Source organism: Pseudomonas sp. E141 (assembly GCF_052659885.1).
Window position 1 is genome coordinate 5,494,539 of record NZ_CP084024.1, and the last position, 18,679, is coordinate 5,513,217.

19 protein-coding genes are annotated in these 18,679 nt (G+C 60.9%); 8 read left to right on the forward strand and 11 right to left on the reverse strand.

Going from position 1 to position 18,679, the window contains the following annotated elements; all coding sequences use genetic code 11:
• Nucleotides 1-96: 96 nt before the first annotated feature.
• Entirely contained in the window at nucleotides 97-720 is a 624-nt protein-coding gene (locus tag GKKCFE_RS24665) for a DedA family protein (RefSeq protein WP_445577211.1), read from the forward strand.
• Here the strand turns inward: GKKCFE_RS24665 and GKKCFE_RS24670 are convergent.
• Entirely contained in the window at nucleotides 701-1,936 is a 1,236-nt protein-coding gene (locus tag GKKCFE_RS24670; protein WP_047226105.1) for a sterol desaturase family protein, read from the reverse strand. The genes GKKCFE_RS24665 and GKKCFE_RS24670 overlap by 20 nt on opposite strands.
• Nucleotides 1,937-2,059: 123 nt before the next feature.
• Here GKKCFE_RS24670 and elbB point away from each other — a divergent pair, with 123 nt between their 5' ends.
• Entirely contained in the window at nucleotides 2,060-2,728 is a 669-nt protein-coding gene (elbB, locus tag GKKCFE_RS24675) for an isoprenoid biosynthesis glyoxalase ElbB (protein WP_417695322.1), read from the forward strand.
• 120 nt (nucleotides 2,729-2,848) lie between these two features.
• On the opposite strand, the gene GKKCFE_RS24680 is transcribed toward elbB, so the two are convergent.
• Together GKKCFE_RS24680 and GKKCFE_RS24685 are read right to left on the reverse strand one after the other, a co-directional pair.
• Nucleotides 2,849-3,304, reverse strand: coding sequence for a YaiI/YqxD family protein (locus GKKCFE_RS24680; RefSeq protein ID WP_445577212.1), 456 nt, complete (start codon nucleotides 3,302-3,304; stop codon nucleotides 2,849-2,851).
• A gap of 108 nt (nucleotides 3,305-3,412) precedes the next feature.
• On the reverse strand, nucleotides 3,413-5,311 hold the full coding sequence (locus tag GKKCFE_RS24685; RefSeq protein WP_445577213.1) for an FTR1 family protein: 1,899 nt from the start codon (nucleotides 5,309-5,311) through the stop codon (nucleotides 3,413-3,415).
• A gap of 311 nt (nucleotides 5,312-5,622) precedes the next feature.
• On the opposite strand from GKKCFE_RS24685, the gene GKKCFE_RS24690 reads away from it, so the two are divergent.
• From GKKCFE_RS24690 to GKKCFE_RS24705, 4 genes are all read left to right on the forward strand, one after another.
• Nucleotides 5,623-7,020 (forward strand): COG3014 family protein, encoded by a 1,398-nt coding sequence (locus GKKCFE_RS24690; protein ID WP_188251432.1) that lies wholly within the window; start codon nucleotides 5,623-5,625, stop codon nucleotides 7,018-7,020.
• Between the two features lie 18 nt (nucleotides 7,021-7,038).
• Nucleotides 7,039-7,410: a YcfL family protein gene (locus tag GKKCFE_RS24695; RefSeq protein ID WP_256229828.1), complete on the forward strand. Its 372-nt coding sequence runs from the start codon at nucleotides 7,039-7,041 to the stop codon at nucleotides 7,408-7,410.
• 161 nt (nucleotides 7,411-7,571) lie between these two features.
• The gene (gene lpoB / locus GKKCFE_RS24700; protein ID WP_316912332.1) at nucleotides 7,572-8,159 is read left to right on the forward strand and encodes a penicillin-binding protein activator LpoB; all 588 of its coding nucleotides are present in this window, start codon (nucleotides 7,572-7,574) and stop codon (nucleotides 8,157-8,159) included.
• A gap of 3 nt (nucleotides 8,160-8,162) precedes the next feature.
• On the forward strand, nucleotides 8,163-8,906 hold the full coding sequence (locus tag GKKCFE_RS24705) for a penicillin-binding protein activator LpoB (protein ID WP_188251433.1): 744 nt from the start codon (nucleotides 8,163-8,165) through the stop codon (nucleotides 8,904-8,906).
• A gap of 60 nt (nucleotides 8,907-8,966) precedes the next feature.
• Here the strand turns inward: GKKCFE_RS24705 and rhtB are convergent, their stop codons facing one another.
• The 3 genes from rhtB to GKKCFE_RS24720 all read right to left on the reverse strand — a co-directional run bounded on the left by rhtB (nucleotide 8,967) and on the right by GKKCFE_RS24720 (nucleotide 12,178).
• Entirely contained in the window at nucleotides 8,967-9,599 is a 633-nt protein-coding gene (gene rhtB, locus GKKCFE_RS24710) for a homoserine/homoserine lactone efflux protein (protein ID WP_047226113.1), read from the reverse strand.
• 87 nt (nucleotides 9,600-9,686) lie between these two features.
• Nucleotides 9,687-10,268, reverse strand: a complete 582-nt coding sequence (locus GKKCFE_RS24715) for a mechanosensitive ion channel family protein (RefSeq protein WP_047226114.1) — start codon at nucleotides 10,266-10,268, stop codon at nucleotides 9,687-9,689.
• Nucleotides 10,268-12,178 carry an ATP-binding cassette domain-containing protein gene (locus GKKCFE_RS24720; RefSeq protein WP_445577214.1) on the reverse strand — a complete coding sequence of 637 codons (1,911 nt, stop codon included), beginning with the start codon at nucleotides 12,176-12,178 and terminating at the stop codon, nucleotides 10,268-10,270. Before GKKCFE_RS24720 ends, GKKCFE_RS24715 begins: the two co-directional genes overlap by 1 nt.
• A 50-nt stretch (nucleotides 12,179-12,228) precedes the next feature.
• On the opposite strand from GKKCFE_RS24720, the gene GKKCFE_RS24725 reads away from it, so the two are divergent.
• Nucleotides 12,229-12,693, forward strand: a complete 465-nt coding sequence (locus GKKCFE_RS24725) for a TIGR02444 family protein (RefSeq protein WP_445577215.1) — start codon at nucleotides 12,229-12,231, stop codon at nucleotides 12,691-12,693.
• Here GKKCFE_RS24725 and GKKCFE_RS24730 read toward each other — a convergent pair.
• Nucleotides 12,690-13,883, reverse strand: a complete 1,194-nt coding sequence (locus GKKCFE_RS24730) for an AlgP family protein (RefSeq protein ID WP_445577216.1) — start codon at nucleotides 13,881-13,883, stop codon at nucleotides 12,690-12,692. The genes GKKCFE_RS24725 and GKKCFE_RS24730 overlap by 4 nt on opposite strands.
• A gap of 193 nt (nucleotides 13,884-14,076) precedes the next feature.
• On the opposite strand from GKKCFE_RS24730, the gene GKKCFE_RS24735 reads away from it, so the two are divergent.
• The gene (locus GKKCFE_RS24735; protein WP_139048899.1) at nucleotides 14,077-14,742 is read left to right on the forward strand and encodes an FKBP-type peptidyl-prolyl cis-trans isomerase; all 666 of its coding nucleotides are present in this window, start codon (nucleotides 14,077-14,079) and stop codon (nucleotides 14,740-14,742) included.
• A gap of 61 nt (nucleotides 14,743-14,803) precedes the next feature.
• Here GKKCFE_RS24735 and GKKCFE_RS24740 read toward each other — a convergent pair whose 3' ends face one another.
• The 4 genes from GKKCFE_RS24740 to GKKCFE_RS24755 all read right to left on the reverse strand — a co-directional run bounded on the left by GKKCFE_RS24740 (nucleotide 14,804) and on the right by GKKCFE_RS24755 (nucleotide 18,612).
• Complete coding sequence (locus GKKCFE_RS24740) at nucleotides 14,804-15,262, reverse strand: Rsd/AlgQ family anti-sigma factor (RefSeq protein WP_047226119.1); 459 nt, start codon at nucleotides 15,260-15,262, stop codon at nucleotides 14,804-14,806.
• Between the two features lie 177 nt (nucleotides 15,263-15,439).
• Entirely contained in the window at nucleotides 15,440-15,982 is a 543-nt protein-coding gene (locus GKKCFE_RS24745) for a disulfide bond formation protein B (protein ID WP_188251436.1), read from the reverse strand.
• 255 nt (nucleotides 15,983-16,237) lie between these two features.
• On the reverse strand, nucleotides 16,238-17,485 hold the full coding sequence (locus GKKCFE_RS24750; protein WP_188251437.1) for a heme biosynthesis protein HemY: 1,248 nt from the start codon (nucleotides 17,483-17,485) through the stop codon (nucleotides 16,238-16,240).
• Entirely contained in the window at nucleotides 17,482-18,612 is a 1,131-nt protein-coding gene (locus GKKCFE_RS24755) for a uroporphyrinogen-III C-methyltransferase (RefSeq protein WP_445578068.1), read from the reverse strand. The genes GKKCFE_RS24750 and GKKCFE_RS24755 overlap by 4 nt, the downstream gene beginning before the upstream one ends.
• Nucleotides 18,613-18,679: the final 67 nt, after the last annotated feature.

Below are 18,679 nucleotides of genomic sequence, written 5' to 3' on the forward strand. Positions count from 1 at the left end.
CGTTGCAGGAAATGTTCACGTCGAGACACATCTCGATACTTTCCTGAATGTGTCCGAAGGGTTAGGCTGCGCGTTCATTTCGCCAGCACCCAGACAATGCTCCAGCAATTTCTCCATGACTTCGGCTACCTGGCCTTGTTTATCGGCACGTTCTTCGAAGGCGAAACCATCCTCGTGCTCGCAGGCTTCCTGGCGTTCCGTGGCTACATGGACATCAATCTGGTGGTGGTGGTGGCGTTCTGCGGCAGCTACGCGGGCGATCAGTTGTGGTACTTCATGGGGCGCAAGCACGGCCGCAGGCTACTGGCGCGAAAACCTCGCTGGCAGTTGATGGGCGATCGGGCGCTGGAGCACATTCGCCGGCATCCGGACATCTGGGTCCTGAGTTTTCGCTTCGTCTACGGCTTGCGCACAGTCATGCCGGTGGCCATCGGGCTGTCGGGCTATCCGCCGGGCCGCTATCTGTTGCTCAATGGTATCGGCGCGGCGATCTGGGCCACTGCCCTGGCCGCCGCCGCGTACCACTTCGGCGCGGTGCTCGAAGGCATGCTGGGCAGCATCAAGAAATATGAGTTGTGGGTACTCGGTGCCCTGCTGGTGCTGGGGCTATGCCTGTGGCTGCGTCGACGTATCAAGAATGCACGGCTGGCCAGGAAAGTCCTCGAAGCCGAACGGCTGGAGCAAGCCAGGACCCACCAGCCTACGACGCCAGCCGAGTGACCCGACTGCGACAGCAATACAGCCCGATGCCACTGAGCAGGCTGTAGCTGAGCAACCCAACCCAGGCCACGGGGCTGGCCGGCCACAACCCCACCAGCGGCGCCAGCCACACCAGTGGTAAATTCAGGACCAGCCGCAACAGCTCCAGCCTCAGGGCCCACGGGCGATTCTCCAGGGCCACGCCCAACACAAACAAACCCAGCGCCACCGTGCCCCAACCCAACACCAGGGCAGCAACCGACAGGCTGTTCTCCAGGTTCATCAAGTAACTGCCCAGCGCAATGTAGGTACAGAACTGCAACGCCACGTACCACTGCTGGCGGCCGTCCAGCGGCACCTCGAATTTGCGGAACTGACTCAGGTCCGGCTTGTTCAGCGGGTACCGCGCCGCCACATCCGCCGGACGCCAACCGGTGGGCATAAACCAGATCCGCAGTTTGTCTCGCCAGCGCTCTGCCCGTCGCGCATCCGCCCACAATTGCGCATAGAACTGCAGGTTGGCCCACAACGGATTCCAGCTCGCCAGCGGCGTGGTCACGCCAAAAATCACCGGTTCGTTAGCGTCTTCTTCCTGAAAGGTGCGAAACAGACGGTCCCAAATAATGAACACCCCGCCGTAATTGCGATCCATGTAAAGAGGGTTCTGTGCATGGTGGGCGCGATGATTGGACGGCGTAACGAAACACCACTCCAGCCAGCCGAGCTTGGGGATGTGTTGGGTGTGGACCCAGAACTGATACAGCAGATTCAACGCCGCCACGCTGACGAACACCACCAGCGGCACGCCGGCCACCGCCAGCGGCAGGTAGAAAATCCAGCTCAACACAAACCCGGTGCTGGTCTGGCGCAACGCCGTGGAGAGGTTGTAGTCCTCGCTCTGATGATGGACCGAATGGGCCGCCCAGAGGATGTTGCGCTCATGGCCCATGCGGTGCAGCCAGTAATAACAGAAGTCGTAGAACACGAAGGCCAATACCCAGACCCAGGCCTGGTCGGCAGACAAGTGGATAACGGCCAGGTGTTCCAAGGCAAACGCGTAGGTCACCAACCCCACGCCCTTGGTCAGCAAACCGGTCGTGGTGGAGAGCACGCCGGTGCTCAGGCTGTTGATGGCGTCTGCCACGCGGTAATGGCTCACACCCCGCCAGCGGTCGGCCAGCAACTCGACGGCAATCAGCACAAAGAAAAACGGCACGGCATACAGAATGAAATTCATGACGCAACCCGAGCAGACAAAGCAGGGAGATAGTCGGCAGATTAGGTGTAGCTGCTCGATAACCCTATGGCAACGAGTGACAAATTAGTGGACATTTAACGCCATGAATCTGGAGAAAAGCCCATGAGCAAAAAAGTTGCAGTGATCCTTTCCGGCTGTGGCGTGTATGACGGTGCAGAGATCCACGAAAGCGTGATCACCTTGCTGCGCCTCGACCAGCGCGGCGCACAGGTGCAGTGTTTCGCCCCCGACATCGCGCAGTTGCAGGTCATCAATCACCTGACCGGCGAGCAGATGCCCGAGAGCCGCAACGTGCTGGTGGAGTCCGCCCGGATCGCTCGGGGCAATGTAAAGGATTTGCGCGAAGCCAACGTCGAGGACTTCGACGCGCTGATCGTGCCTGGCGGTTTCGGCGCGGCGAAGAACCTCTCCAACTTTGCCGTCGAAGGCGCGGGCTGCACCGTCCAGCCGGAGGTTCTGGCGCTGACCGAAGCCTTTGCCGAGGCCGGAAAACCGGTGGGGCTGATCTGCATTTCCCCGGCCCTGGCGGCAAAAATCTATGGTCCGGGGGTGACCTGCACCATTGGCACAGATACCGACACTGCCGCCGCCGTCACCAAAATGGGCGGCATCCACGAAGACTGCGCTGTCACCGATATCGTCGAAGACACTGCGCGCAAGCTGGTCAGCACGCCGGCCTACATGCTGGCGCAGAACATCAGCGAAGCGGCTTCGGGGATCAATAAACTGGTAGACCGGGTGCTGGAGTTGACTCACGAGAATGACGAGTAACACCACCCTTCAATGTGGGAGCGAGCCTGCTCGCGATGGCGTCAGTTCAGTTGATGTATCTGTTTGCTGACACACCGTCATCGCGAGCAGGCTCGCTCCCACAAGAGGTCCGAGCAAGACTCAGGAAGTTCGGGCCAAGCGCGTCAGTATCCGATCCAGCGCATTGGCGAACCCTTGCTTGTCCCGCTCGCTGTACGCTGCCGGCCCGCCGCCCATATGGCCCTGCTCACGCAAGTCGGTGAACAGGTTGCGCACCGCCAGCCGATCACCCATGTTCTGCGCATCGAACTCCTTGCCCCGCGGATCCAGTGCCGCAACCCCCTTCGTCACCAGCCGGTCAGCCAACGGTACGTCGCTGCAGATCACCAGCTCACCCGGTACGGCATGCTCCACCAGGTAATCGTCCGCCGCGTCAGGCCCGCTGGGCACCACGATCAGCTTCACGCAGGCCAACGCTGGCTTGATCTGCGGTTGGCCGGCCACCAGCACCACTTCGAAGCGGCGTTTCAAGGCGAACTTGACCACCAGTTCCTTCGCGGCCTTGGGGCAGGCGTCGGCGTCGATCCATACACGCATTGAGTTTCTCCTCTAATTAAAAGCATCGCGGGCAAGCCTTGCTCCCACAGGCGAATACTGACTGTGGGAGCAAGGCTTGCCCGCGATTATGAGCGCAGCGAATGCTGTTCAGGAAACCTGGACCCTACGCTTCTCCGCCACCCTACTGCGCCCGTACAACACCACAATCGCCACGATCGCCACCACTTGGGCGGCCAAGGAATAAGCATCGGCGTGAATGCCCAGCCAGTCGAAATCGAAGAACGCCACCGGACGGGTGCCAAAGATCCCGGCTTCCTGCAGCGCCTTCACGCCATGACCGGCGAAAACCACCGACAGCGCGCAGAGCAATCCGGCATTGATGCTGAAAAACAACGCCAGAGGCAGTTTCGCCGAGCCGCGCAGAATCACCCAGGCCAACCCCACCAACAGCACCAGCGCCGTGGCACCGCCGGCCAACACGGCATCATGCCCGGCGGGACCGGCTTGCAGCCACAGGGTTTCGTAGAACAGGATCACTTCGAACAGCTCGCGATAGACCGAGAAAAACGCCAGGATCGCAAAACCGAAACGTCCGCCGCCGCCCACCAGACTGCTCTTGATGTAATCCTGCCAGGCCGCCGCGTGACGTCGGTCGTGCATCCACACACCCAGCCACAGCACCATCACACTGGCAAACAAGGCCGTTGCGCCTTCGAGCAATTCGCGCTGGGCGCCGCTGACGTCAATCACATAAGCGGCCAGCCCCCAGGTCGCCAGACCAGCCAGCAGCGCCAGCCCCCAACCGACGTTGACGCTGCGAACCGCTGACTGTTGGCCGGTATTGCGCAGGAACGCCAGGATCGCCGCCAGCACCAGAATCGCTTCCAGCCCTTCGCGAAGCAGAATCAGCAAGCCCGAGATGTAGCTCAGCGACCAGCTCAAACCGTCGCCACCCAGCAGATCCGCCGACTCCGTCAGCTTGGCCTTGGCCGCGTCCAGGCGCTGCTCGGCCTGCTCGACCGACAAGCCATCCTGCAACGACTGACGGTAGGCCATCAGCGCTTTTTCAGTGTCCTTGCGCACATTGGCATCGACGTTATCCAGCGAACTTTCCACCAGCTCGAAACCTTCCAGGTAAGCCGCTACCGACAAGTCATAGGCTTGGTCGTGATCACCGGCGCGATACGCCGCGATGCTCTTGTCCAGGGTGGTGGCGGTGTAGTCGAGCAACTGCGCCGGGCCACGCTGCACTTGTGGCGGCTGGGCACGCTGGGCACGAAAGGTGGCTGCCGCTTCAGGGCCCTGCGCCGCGAGGATTTCGGCCGGTGTCTGGCGCGCGAGATCAGCGAGGTTGAAGGTCTGTCCGCTTTTAGCGGCCGCCGGGTCGGCGCTGAAGCTGGCGATGTACGTCGCCAGGTCCCAGCGCTGACGGTCGTCGAGCTGATCGGCAAAGGCCGGCATGTCAGTGCCTTCGACGCCCATGCCAAGCGTGTTGTAGATCGCGTAGAGACTCAGATGATCCAAGCGCGCCCCATCGCGCAGGTTGGCGGGCGCAGGCTCCAGGCCGACACCGGCGGGACCGTCGCCGGCCCCGCTGTCACCGTGGCACACCGAGCAATTCTGCGCATATAGCGGCGCACCGCGGGCCGGGTCCGGGGTGATCACCGGCGCCTGACTGACCTCATACGCCACCGCCAGTCGGGCCCCCAGTTGCCGCGCCAGGCGGGCGACCTCATCGCCGTCCTGATGCGCGGTGATGGCGCTGCGCAAGGCGGCGACGCCTTGTGTCAGCTCTGCTTTTTCAGGTTTGGCTGGCAGCGCAACGATCAGCCCTTCCAGGCGCTGGGTAAATTCCAGTTGCTCGCGGTATTCAGACTCGTCGACAACCTTGCCCGCCTGCACCGTCGCCGGATAATCCGCCCCGATGTAATCCAGTAAATGCAGCGCCTGGGGGGCGCCCTCCAGGGTGTCGGCCAATAGATTGGCGCTGCATAGCGCAAACAACGGCAGCGCTAGCCAGGCCAGAAAACGGTACGGGGCAGTCATGAATGACTCTCAGATGGAAATAAGAAGTAACACATTGTTCACTTCCAATGACCTTGACTCAAGGGTTGATGTGTTTCTGAAGCAGATTTCATCGGATCTTCACGCTTGGAAGTGATGTCACAAAAACTGCATTACGAGATTAAAAAGCCATTACATAGCCAACGGCCATGTTTATAATCCCGCCGCCCTCTTATTGTCCGAAGGCATAAAAGCTCCTCCGGTTATGAGGAACCGACAGCGCCCGGCGCTCGTCCGTGGATCGTCCCAGCCCGACCCGCACCCCCGGCTGATACCTCAGGGAAGAAGTATTCATGGCATCCCGTGCCGCTCTTTCGATCGCCCTCGGCGCGATCACCTTGTTGTCTGGCTGCTCTGCGTTTCGCAACTACGACAGCGAATTGGCCCAGACCAATCAGCAACTGGCTTCCGGCAACGTCGACGCGGCGTTGACCCTGCTGGAGAAAAACAACACCAGCCAAGACAAAGACCTGCTGTATTTCTTCGAAAAAGGCGAACTGTTGCGCGCCAAGGGCGACCTGCCCGGCAGTCAGGCTGCCTGGTCCAGCGCCGATCAGCAGGTGGGTCAGTGGGAAGATGCAGTCAAGCTCGACACAGGCAAATATCTGGCACAGTTCGGCAGCTTTCTGGTCAACGATAAAGTTCGACGCTACGAAGGCTATGACTACGAAAAGGTCATGCTGACCACGCAGATGGCCCTGAACCAGCTGGCCGTGAACGACTTCGACGGCGCGCGGATGCAGATCAAGAAAACCCACGAGCGCGAAGCGGTGATTGCCGACCTGCGGGACAAGGAATACCTCAAGCGCGAGGAAGACGCCGAGAAGCAAGGGGTCAAGACCGAGTACAAGGACCTGCAGGGCTACCCGGTGGCCAGCCTCGACGCGCCGGAAGTGATTAGCCTGAAAAACAGCTATCAGAGTGCGTTCAGCCATTACCTGGCCGGGTTCGTCTATGAAGCCTTGGGCGAAAAAGACCTGGCCGCTCCGGGTTATCGCAAAGCCGCCGAACTGCGTCCGAATACGCCGTTGCTGGAGCAGGCATTGATCAACCTCGACAAGCCCGCTGGCAAGAAGGATGAAAGCGACATCCTGATTGTGGTGCAGAGCGGCCTGGCGCCGTCCCGGGACTCGATCCGCATTCCCCTGCCCCTGCCCATCAGCGGCAATGTGGTGATCACGCCACTGTCATTCCCCCTGATCAAGCCTGACACCTCCACCGCCACGTTCACTCAAATCGGTGTCGACGGTCGTCAACTGGACCTGACCCAGCTCAACAGCACCACAGCAATGTCCCGCCGCGCCCTGCGCGACGACATGCCCGGCATCATCCTGCGCACAACCGTGCGCGCGATCACCCGTGGCGTGGCGCAAAAACAGATCAACGAAACCAATCCCCTGGCCGGCCTCGCGGTGGGCCTGACCTCGGCCGTGCTGGAAGGCGCGGACACCCGGACCTGGCGCACCCTGCCGGACTACACCCAAGTGGTGCGTCTGCGCCTGAAAAAAGGTGAACACCAGGTCACCTTGCCGAATGCGGTGGGCGGTTCGGTGGTCAAGGTCACCGTCGATCAGCGTTACCAGGTCATCAGCCTGCGGGCAGTAGGCAATCAGGTCTTCGCCGGTGGCCTGGCCGCCCAGGTGATCCCGAGCACCAACCCGACCGCCGTCGCCAGCATCAAGCAACCTTAAGAACGGAGTCTTGTTCAAATGCGTTTAAAACTGATCACCATCGGTGTCCTGGCCTTGCTGGCCGGTTGCGCCACCCCTGCGCCACCGGAGCCGGGCAGCGCCGCCAGCAAAGTCGTGGCCATGGGCAAGCAGAAAAACATCGTGGTCGGCGCCATGCGCGTAGCCCGGGAAAACGGCTACCTGACCGTCAATGTGCAGCTGAGCAACACCAGCTTCAACAACAAGACGATGTACTACCGCTTTGCCTGGTTGGGACCGGAAGGCTTTCCGGTTGCCGAGGAAGAAACCTGGAAAAGCCTGACGCTGTATGGCGAACAAACCAGTTTCCTGCCGGCCATCGCACCGACACCCAAGGCTGTGGATTTCCGGTTGGAAATCAATACGCCTTGAGCCACACACCTGTGGGAGCGAGGTTGCTCGCGATAGCAATGCATCAGCCAGCAATGAGCTTGGCTGACAGACCGCTATCGCGAGCAGGCTCGCTCCCACAAAGGCTCTACTGACTGGCACCACGTGTTAACCCTAATTTTTCAGCTTTCGAGAGCACTCCCATGTTTGTACGCATTTCATCCCTCGCCCTGGCCGCCCTGCTGATCAGCGGCTGTGCCAACAACTCTCCAGTCCTGGGCAACAAGAACATCAGCTACGGCGACACCAAGGCCGTGGAAACCGTGACCAACGAATTTGGCTCCACCGACCTGCAAATGATCGCCGAGTCCATGACCCGCTCCCTGGCCCAGTCCGGCATTCTGCAGGGCCGCCCGGTGGTTCAGGTCTATGACGTGAAGAACAAGACCAGCGAGTACATCGACACCCGCGAGATCACCACCAGCATCAAGACCCAATTGATGAAGACCGGTGCCGCACGTTTCGCCAGCGACAACAACGCCATGGACAGCCAGGTTGACCAGCTCAAACTGCAAAACCAGAGCGGCCTGTACAAGAAAAGCACCGTGGCCAAGACCGGCAACATGATCGCGGCCAAATACCGCCTCGAAGGCTCCATCAGCTCGATCGTCAAGCGCAGCAGCGACTACAAGGACGTCTTCTACAAATTCAGCCTGCAATTGATCGACGTCGAAAGCGGTCTGGCCGAGTGGATGGACGAGAAAGAAATCCGCAAGACCACGGAGCGCTAAGCCATGCGCACATGGATCGGCATCATGGCCCTGGCCTGCGCGTTCGGCGCCCAGGCGGCCCCGAAAGTCGCGGTCACGGACCTGGCGTACCAGCAACGGGTGGAGGAATACATCCACACCGTTTCGGCCCAGAGCAACTTCCAGGCGAACCCTTACAGCGCCAGCGCCTCGTCGAGCTACGACGAGATGGAGGCCACCACCAGCTACATCGAGCAGGGCGAACTGCGCAAGTTCACCGGCGACATCAAGGGCGAAATCCTGCGCAGCGGGATGTTCCAGCTCGTGCAAGGCACGCCCCACACTGCTTCGTCCACGGGCGACGTCTATGACGTGATCAAGCGAATCAAGGCCGGGCACTTCAAGGGCGCCGATTACGTGCTGTTCGGCACCGTATCGGACATCGACTTCACCCGCGACATCAATGAACTGGCCAATACCAACAGCTACTCGGCCGTGCTCGCCTTGACCCTGGTGGCGGATTTCAGCCTGATCAACACCAAGACCTACGAAATCACCTCGGCCTTCACCGCCATGGGTGAAGGCCAGGACACCAAGCTGCTGAACCACCGGGACGTACGCATCAACCTCAACCGCCCGCGGGTCGTGCGCGAAGTGTCCAAGGCCCTGGGTGAGGACGTAGCGCGGCAACTGAGCGAACAACTTGGTGGGCCTGACTACGAACAGACCGGCGAGCCTGTGCCGCGCAACAACCTGCCACGGGATACTGCGCCGGTCATTTTGCGCTAAGCGGTTCAGCGATTATTTTGTGGCGAGGAGATTTATCCCCGCCACATTGCAACCGGCGGGTTAGACCGAGGCTTTGCGAATTGTCGCCAGCAACCCCGCCGCACCAATGAACAGCCCGGCAAAGGTGCGGTTCATTCGACGCTGCTGTTTCGGAGTGCGCAGCAGGCGCAGGACTTTGGATGCCAGCCCGGTGTACCCGGCCATGACGATGAGGTCGACGCAAACCATCGTCACACCCAGGATCAGGTATTGCTTGATCAGCGGGGCATGCGGGTCGATGAATTGAGGCAACACTGCAAGCATGAACACCAATGCCTTGGGGTTGCTGATGTTGACCAGAAAACCGCGAAACACCAGCGCCAAAGGCTTGCCGATAGGCCGCACGGCCGCGTCATCACTGAGATCGCCCGGGATGGCTCGCCACTGCTTGACGCCCAGATAAACCAGATAGGCCACACCAAACCACTTGATCGCATAAAACGCGGTCGCCGATGCGGTGAGGACCGCGCCGACACCGGCGGCGACAATCACGATTTGCAACGCCAGCCCCAATTGCAGGCCCAGGGCATTCCAGTAGCCGCGCCAGAAACCGTATTGCAGACCGCTGGACATCGATGCGATGGCACCGGCGCCCGGCGAAAGACTGATCACCCAGCAAGCGGCGAAAAACGCCAGCCATGTTTCCAGCACCATTGCACACCTCGGCTCAGATTCGTTGAAACCACTAAGCTAATGCGCCGCCGGACGGTTGACCACAGATATTTAACAATCGAGACCCGCTTACTCGACGAACCCGCCGACCGGAAACGCCTCGTTGCCGCGCCAGCGTCGAACTGAACGCTGGAAGAACAGGCTGTTGGGCACCTGCACCATGGAACTGCCCGTACCGAGTTCCTCGGGTTCGATCAGGGTGGTGTAAAGCAGGTTGATGGCCACCACCCGCCCCTTGATGCCGGGCTTGTCGGTGGACTCCACCAGCTCAACTACATCGCCCAGACGAAACGGCCCGACGGTGTAGATCAGGATGGCGCACAGCAGATTCGACAGCACGCTCCAGATGGCGAAGAACGCCACCGCCGCCACCGCGACGAACCCCGACAACGCGGTCCACAGCACCGTGGCCGAGACGCCCAGGCGCTCAAGTACCACCAGCACCGCGCTGCCCATGATCAGCCAGCGCAGCACACCCCGCAGGATGATCACCAACTGGGACGGTAACGGGTAGCGCTCAGCAAGGCCCGTGAGGGCCCGCGCCACGCAACGCTGTGCGATGTAACCGGCCAGCAGGATCAGCAGTATTTGCACACCGAGCCAGATCGGCTCGACCCACATGACGGGTATCGGCAGAGCCAAGGCTTCCATCAGGACAGTGCCTCCAGCTCCGCTTGCAGGTTTTCCAGCAGTTCCAGGGCTTGCATCCACGCCTCCTCAAGCTCCGCTTCCCGAACCTTCAGCCTGGCCTGTTCGGCCAGCAGATCGCGCAACTCATCCTTGCGCGCCGCTTCGTAGAGACCGCTGTCGCCGAGGCTGGTTTCGATCTTTTGCAGTTTTTCATGCAGCTTGCCCAGTTCGACTTCGAGCTTGTCGGCCTCACGCTTGTGAGGCGCCAACTGCTGACGCAATGCGGCGGCGGCCTGGCGCTGGGCTTTCTTGTCGGTTTTGTCCGGGTTAACCGGCGTGGTACTGACCGGTGCGTTGCGCTGACGGTAATCCACCAGCCAACGGGCATAGTCTTCCAGATCACCGTCGAACTCTTCGACCTTGCCGTCGGCCACCAGGAAAAAATTATCCGTGGTGCTCTTGAGCAAATGCCGGTCGTGAGACACCACCAGCACCGCGCCGCTGAATTCCTGCAAGGCCATGGTGAGGGCCAGGCGCATTTCCAGATCGAGGTGGTTGGTCGGTTCGTCGAGCAGCAACAGGTTCGGCCGGCCCCAGGCGATCAATGCCAGCGCCAGACGAGCCTTTTCACCACCGGAAAAATTCAGTACCGGCTCATCGATGCGCGCACCACGAAAGTCGAAACCACCGAGGAAATCACGCAGGGTCTGCTCGCGTTCGTTCGGTGCCAGACGCTGCAAATGCAGCAGCGGGCTGGCCTTGGCGTCGAGAGAATCGAGCTGATGTTGGGCGAAGTAACCGACCACGGTGTTCTCGCCCCGGGTCAGACGCCCGGCCAGGGGCTCGAGCTCGCCGGAGAGATTCTTGATCAGGGTCGACTTACCAGCACCGTTCGGGCCCAGCAGGCCGATCCGCGCACCAGGGGTCAGCTGCAGCTTGACCTTCTCCAGCACGGTCTTGTCGCCATAGCCCATACGCGCATCTGACAGGTCGATCAGCGGGCTGGAAATCTTGGTCGATTCGCGGAAAACAAAATCAAACGGTGAATCGACGTGGGCCGCGGACAGCTCTTCCATCCGCTCCAGTGCCTTGATCCGGCTCTGGGCCTGACGGGCCTTGGTGGCCTGGGCCTTGAACCGGGCGATGTAGCTTTCCATGTGCGCACGCTGCGCCTGCTGCTTCTCGTAGGCCTGCTGTTGCTGGGCCAGGCGTTCGGCACGGGCGCGCTCGAATGCGCTGTAGCCGCCACGGTACAAGGTGAGCTTGCGCTGGTCGACATGGGCGACATGATCCACCACCGCGTCGAGGAAATCGCGGTCATGGGAAATCAGCAGCAATGTGCCGGGATAGCTCTTGAGCCAGTCTTCGAGCCAGATGATGGCGTCGAGGTCCAAGTGGTTGGTGGGCTCATCGAGCAGCAGCAGGTCCGAAGGGCACATCAGGGCCTGGGCCAGGTTCAAGCGCATCCGCCAGCCACCGGAGAAATCCCCAACCTGACGGTCCATCTGCTCATTGGTAAACCCAAGGCCTGCCAGCAGCTTGCGTGCGCGGGCATCGGCGGTGTAGCCGTCGGCGCTGTCGAGCTCCGCGTGCAGACGGGCCTGTGCGGCGCCATCGTGTGCCGCCTCGGCCGCCGCCAGGTCGCGCTGGACCTGACGAAGGCGCAGGTCGCCGTCAAGCACGTAGTCCACCGCCAGGCGCTCAAGGGTGTCGACCTCTTGGCGCATGTGGGCGATACGCCAATCGGCGGGCAGCAGGCAATCGCCCGAGTCCGGATGCAGTTCACCTCGAAGCAGGGCGAACAGGCTCGATTTGCCGGCGCCGTTGGCACCGATGAGGCCAGCTTTGTGGCCGGCGTGCAGGGTCAGCTCGGCGTCTTCTAGCAGACGTTGCGGGCCACGCTGTAAAGTCAGGTTCTGAAGTCGAATCATAATGGCGGCGGAGTCTACCAGCTTCGCTCGCAACTGGCGCGAGTAGCACGATGTCCTCTGATCTATGGAGCTTTTCCCTCGACCTCTACGCCAAGCCTGGTGTGGAACAAACCTGCCTGGCGCTGCAGGGCGCCGGCGCCAATGTCTGCCTGCTGCTTTGCGGGCTGTGGCTGGAACAGCGCGGGGTAGCCTGCACTGAACAAAGACTGCAACAGCTTCAGCAATGGGTCGGCCCTTGGGACACGGACGTCGTTCAGCCCTTGCGCACGCTCCGTAGCCAATGGAAAGCCCGCGCCCTTCAAGACACGGCACTCGATAGCCTGCGCGAGCAGGTCAAGCGACTGGAACTGGAAGCCGAGCGACGATTGCTGGAGCGACTGGAGACTGCGACCAGGGAATGGCCTGGGGAACAACCCAAAGATTCAGCGCAATGGCTGCAAGGACTCGTGGCGGGCGCCGACCAAGGGAACCGCGACGCGCTGCATCAGCTGCGCGTCGCGGCGTCCGGCACTTAGGAAGCGCGGGTTGGGGTGTTGCTGCTCGGCGCCGGGGCGGCGCTCGGGTTCAGCGCCGGGGTCGCAGTGCTGGCGGTTGGCGCAGGGGTCGCTGCAGGCGCCGGAGTCGATGTCGATGTCGATGTCGATGTCGATGTCGCAGGCTTGGCCGCCGGAGCAGTCGAAGGTTTTGCGGCAGCAGGCTTTTTCACGGCGGGTTTCGCAGCGGGCTTGGCCACAGGTTTGGCGGCGGCAGGCTTGGCGGCAGGTTTGGCAGCAGCCGGTTTGGCAACCGGTTTAGCCGCAGCTTTGGCAGGCGCTTTGACAGCGGCTGGCTTGGCAGCAGGTTTAGCTGCAACTTTGGCGGGAGCTTTGGCAGCGGCTGGCTTGGCAGCAGGTTTAGCTGCAACTTTGGCGGGCGCTTTGGCAGCGGCTGGCTTGGCAGCAGGTTTGGCGGCGGGCTTGGCAGCAGCCGTTTTTGTAGCAGCTGGCTTGGCAGCCGGTTTAGCCGCGGCGGTTTTTGTCGCTGCGGGTTTGGCGGCGGCTGTTTTAGCGGTCGGTTTAGCGGCTGGCTTGGCAGCCACTTTGGCCGCCGGCTTGGCTACAGCTTTGACTGCAGTTTTTTTCGCAGCCGGTTTTGCAGCGCTGGCAGCAACCGGTTTTTTCGCAGCCGGTTTAGCGGCTGGTTTGCTCGCTGCTTTGGCCGGCGCTTTTGCGGCAGGTTTGGCAGCTACCTTGGCCGGTGTTTTTGTCGCGACAGGTTTAGCGGCCGGTTTTCTGGCCGATACAGCGGCAGCGGCAGGCTTGGCAGCACGAAGGCTCAGTGCCTTGCCCACGGCTTCTTGCACACGACCGACGCCTTGGGCCAGTTTCAGGCTTTCCTGGGCATCACGCTTGAGTTGCAGAATATAGGCGCGGGTTTCGGACTGACGATCCTTCAAGGCATCGAGCAGATCTTCGAGTTCTTTCACAGCGTCTTTGGCCTTGGCTTGTGCCTTGGCCTTGCCGGCGGTGGCCGCGTCTTGCAGTTTGGTGCGCGACTTGTGCAGTTTTTCCTGCGCTTTGCCGCGTTGTTTTTCCAGTTTGGCGAGCAGTTTTTCAGCATCAGCCAGGGCTTGGGAGCAGGCGTTTTCCAGATGCTCGAGCAGACTGCCCGAAAGTTGTTGGAGCAAGTGCAACGGAGTGTTTACTGGCTTCTTGGTGGCCGACATGGTTTACCTCCTGACTGACGTGAGTGCGGCTCATACTAGACCTCTGCTGCAACCGCCGCTAGGGCATGTTGACAGTACACAAGACGTTGCGTTGCAAGGGACGAAAAATCTTCTACCCCACTGCCGGGGCAAACCACCTTTGCGGATATCGGCACTGGCATAATCCCCTCCATTCGAGGCCGGAGAACACTACATGTCGCGTCACTTGTTTTTATTCCTTTGCATGGTTTGCTCCATGGCTCAGGCCGCAGAAAAAACCAGCGCAAACGACGCTCATGACCTGGCGTACAGCCTGGGGGCAAGCCTGGGTGAACGTCTGCGCCAGGATGTACCCGACCTGCAGATCCAGGCGTTGGTCGAGGCTCTGCAACAGGCTTATCTGGGCAAACCGTTGGCCCTCAAGGATGAGCGCATCGAACAGATACTGGCCGACCATCAGGCACGGCTGACGTCGTCACCGGCGACGCCGCAGATCGAAGCGGCACTGAAAACCGAGCAGAAATTTCTTGATGAGGAAAAAGCCCGGCCCGGTGCTCAGCAACTGGCAGATGGCATTCTGCTGACCGAACTCAAGCCCGGCAATGGCGCCAAGGCCGGCCCTCACGGCAAGGTCCAGGTGTTGTATGTCGGTCGATTGCCAGACGGCACCGTGTTTGATTCCAACGGACAAGCGCAGTGGTTCAGTCTCGACAGCGTGATTGACGGTTGGCGCAGTGCATTGCCGCAAATGCCGGTAGGCGCAAAATGGCGACTGGTAATTCCTTCCACCCTGGCCTACGGCGCCGAAGGAGCCGGGGATGTCATCCCCCCGTTCACGCCGCTGGTGTTTGAAATCGAGTTGCTGGGCGCGACGACCTGAAGCTGACTCCAAAAAAAAACGGTGCGCAATGCGCACCGTTCTTTTGACTCTGCAAAAATCCTCAAGCCTGGGCCGGCGCTTCTTCCTTGTGGGAGTTGTGCAGCACTTCGATCAGGCAGTCTTCCAGTTCGAAACGCTCGTGCAGCAAGCCACCCAGTTCCTTGAATTTTTCCGCTACGCATTTGCCTTCATCACACAGGTCATTGAAGGCCAGCAGTTTTTCGGTGATGACGTCGATACGCGGGTAGATTTGCTCGGCGAGCTCCAGGCCACGTTTGTCGTTGAAGGCCTTGGCCTCGCTCGTCAGTTGCTCGTATATCTCGAAATGACCGGCAGACACGTAGTCGACCAGCACACCGCAGAACTCCTGCAACGGCTTGCGGCTTTCACTCAGCGCTTCAGGCCTGTCGCCGAGAGCATCATAGGCCCGAACCAGTTCGTGACGCTCCTGCAACCAGCGGTCGATCAGCAGATGCACCCCACCCCAGCGTTCCTGAGCATTCTGACAACTTTCGAGCATGGTGATTTCTTCCCTTGTGAGTCATGCCACTCGCAGCCTGCGCACCGCCTGAAATGATCAGGGACAAGCCAGACACAACATGATCGAGCGGCATAAATCCGATAACACGTGCGGGCCAGATTATGCCCGCACGACAACCGCTTCAAGGTACGCAGGAGATAAAGTTCATACAAGTGTTTAATCCATGACCCGGACCAGTTGCGACGTTGTGCCGCTGAGCGGTCGTACCAGAGCGTTCCAGACAAGGCGCAGCAGCAGATAGGACATCACAAAAGACACGGCGAGAAAAAACAACAGGCTCCATTCGGGAAGACTCAGATCGAACAGGGTCCAGGTGATGCTCGCGCAGTCGATCGCACCCTCGAGTACACGATGTACAGCGCCCCACCACGAACTCACTGCCTTGAGGTGATCGATACAATCGGGCAACTGCTCCAGCGAGTCGCCTTGCACCAGAACCTGACGCCATGCCAGCGTCAACCCGCTCGACGCGAAAACCAGTCCCATCGCCCCGTAGAAGATACTGCCCTTCTGAGCGGGACCATGCAGGCATGCGGCGAGACAGTTCATCAAAAACAGCATCAGGCACAACCGTTGCAAAACACACAGGCTGCAAGGCGTCAGACCTACCGCATATTCAAGGTAACTGGCGATACCAAAAACCAGAGCGGCGGCGATGAAAGCCATGAAAAACAAGAAGCGTGAGCAAGCCAAAGACATGGCAGTTCCGTAACAGAAGAGACAGGCTGTTACGGTAGAGGAAAGGCCGCCGGCCTTTCAAGGCGGGGCCGTGCAGACACTTCACCAGGGGTGTAGGGAATTCCCGACAAGCAAGAGAAGATTAAGCGCAGCTTGCTGTAGGACTTTACCGAAGGCATTGCTAACGCCTTTAGGGGCGTCAATAAACACGTGGCGAGGGAGCTTGCTCCCTCGCCACAATGATTCATACAACCCTCAAGAACGACTCACTCTCTCTCAAGTGGCCAAAACCTGAGCCGGGACCGGCAGTGGCGCGGCCAGCAAGCGCTCATCCAGTAACCCCAAGCCTTCCTGGAAGAGCTGGTTGCTGCGCTCGGCATCCCCCAGTTGCGCCAGCAGTCGCGCCAGTTCGGCGCAGGCCTCGGGATTGCGCTGCAGGCGCAAACTGCTTTCCAGATAATCCCGTGCCTTGCCCCACAAACTGTTTTGCAGGCACAGGCGGCCCAGTGTCAGCAGCAGGCCAGGGTCGCTCGGGTGGTCCTTGAGCCAGCCTTCTGCCGCTTGCAGTTGGCGGCCCGGATCATTGCCGCGGACCAACCCGTACAGGCGCGCCAGGTGACTGTCATAGTGACGCTTGAGTGCCGCCCGCAGCACCTCTTCGGCCTCGGCCTGCGCCCCGAGTTGTCGCAGTTGCTCGGCATAGGCCAGCACCAGCGCCGATTCCTGGCGTTGTGCGGACGACAGTTGTTGCCAGGCACGGTTAAGCGATTGCAACCCGACACTGCCGTCTTCGTCACGGTGGGCCGCCAGGGTGAGGTTTTCGCCCCAGGCCCGACGCTCCAGTTCAGCCAGCTCAGCCGGCGGCAGGACTTTGTCCTTGCGCAGCTCCGGCAACAACCGGACCACCGCAGACCAATCCCCGCGCTGCTGATGCAGACGTTGCAACTGACGCAGGGTCTGGGCGTTATGTGGGTGGCGATCGTGCATGGCTTGCAGCGTGTTCAACGCACCGTCGGTGTCGCCGCGGTCCATCTGCAATTGTGCGTGCGTCAAGGCAATCGCCAGCTCGGCCTGAGGCTGACGTTCAAGGGCACGCTCCAACAGGCTGTCGCACTGTTCGTAAAGACCTTGCTCATTGGCCGCACGGGCGGCGCCAAGGTAATACAGCAACGGTTGGCGCTCGGCTTCAGCGGCGCGATGCAAGTGACGCTGGGCACTGGCCCAGCGACCTTCGGCCAGGTCCAATTGTCCGTGCTCGATGGCCACCTGCACCCGTCGGCTGCGGTTGCGGCGCGACCATGGATTGACCACGCCAGTGGAAGTGGTCACCAGCCCGATCAAGGCGCTCGCGCCCCGCCACACCAGCCAGAGCACCGCCACCAGCGCCAGGGTGACCCAAAGGCCGGCCTCGTATCGGAAGTTCTTGTATGCCACCAGCACGTAACCCGAATGTTCGGCGATCGCCACGCCCAGCAAGGCAGCGACAGCGATGACCACGAACATAATCACGTAGAGGCGTTTCATGGCGTGGCCTCCTGCTCATCAGGTTTGGCCAGCGGCTTGACCGACTCTTCGGCGTTCAAGTTGCGGCGCTCCAGATAGGCCTGAACGCTGCTCAGGGTTCCTGTCAGATCCGGGGTCGCAACCGTCACCGGCTGCCTGGCCAGCTCGACCACGCGCTCGAGCATGACTTTGCTTTGCGGGTTGTCCTGGTTGAAGTTGTTCTGGAGCACGTCACGCGCTTGAGCCAGCGCCTGGGTGTACACCGAAGCCTGGCCGTTGAGAGCGGCCCATTGCGCCTGCTCCAGGGCCAGGCTCAAGGCCAGGCGCACCTGCACCAGACTCTGCCCGGCCAAGAGCGGACGGACATTCTCATCCGCGTTGAAATCGATACGGATATAGCGCGATATCTGGTCCCACCACTGCGCCCAGCGGCTGGCGCCATCGCCATCGGCGGTCAAGCCCAGCAACGACTCACCACGATCCTTGTATTCGGGGGCCAGTTCCGTGAGTTGCAGGACCTGGTCACGCAAGGCCCCCAACTGCAGGAACAGCCCGGTACGATCTGGCTGCTCGGTACTACGCAACGCAGCAAGGGTCTTGGCCAGTTGCTCGCGAGCGGCGAATGAGCCGGGGTCATTTTGCTCGCGCAGAATTTCGTCAGCACCCTGGACCAGCGCCTGGGCACTGCTGATGTCCTGCAGGGCGGAAAGACGCAGACTGGCCAGGCGCAGCAGATGTTCGGCTTCGGCCAGGCGCCAGTCCTTGCGGCTGGCACCGAGCACGGTTTCCAGGCGCTGGTTCAGTCGTTGTTGATCACCCTGCAACTGGGCGACCTGACGCCGACGCTCTTCCAGCTCTTGCGCCGCAGGCAATTGAGCCAGACGCTCACTCAGGCGTTGCTCATTGAGCTTGAGGGTCTGGGCCTGATCATTGAGCGCCTGAACCTGAGTGACCTGCTGCTGGTTATTGGCTTGCAGATGACGCACCTGCCACACGCCCCAACCACCAACGGCCACGCCGGCGGCTCCCAACAACAACGCGACAATGGCCAGCCCGTTGCCGCGACGCGGCGCCTTCGGAGCCGGGGTTTCAACCGGCGTATCGATCGCGGGTTGGTCTTGATCTTTTGGCAAGGCTGTTTCGCTCACGTATCCATCCTTTGCATTAGAAAACGGCACGGACTGATCCCGTAACGCCGCCAGCAAAGCCGCAGCA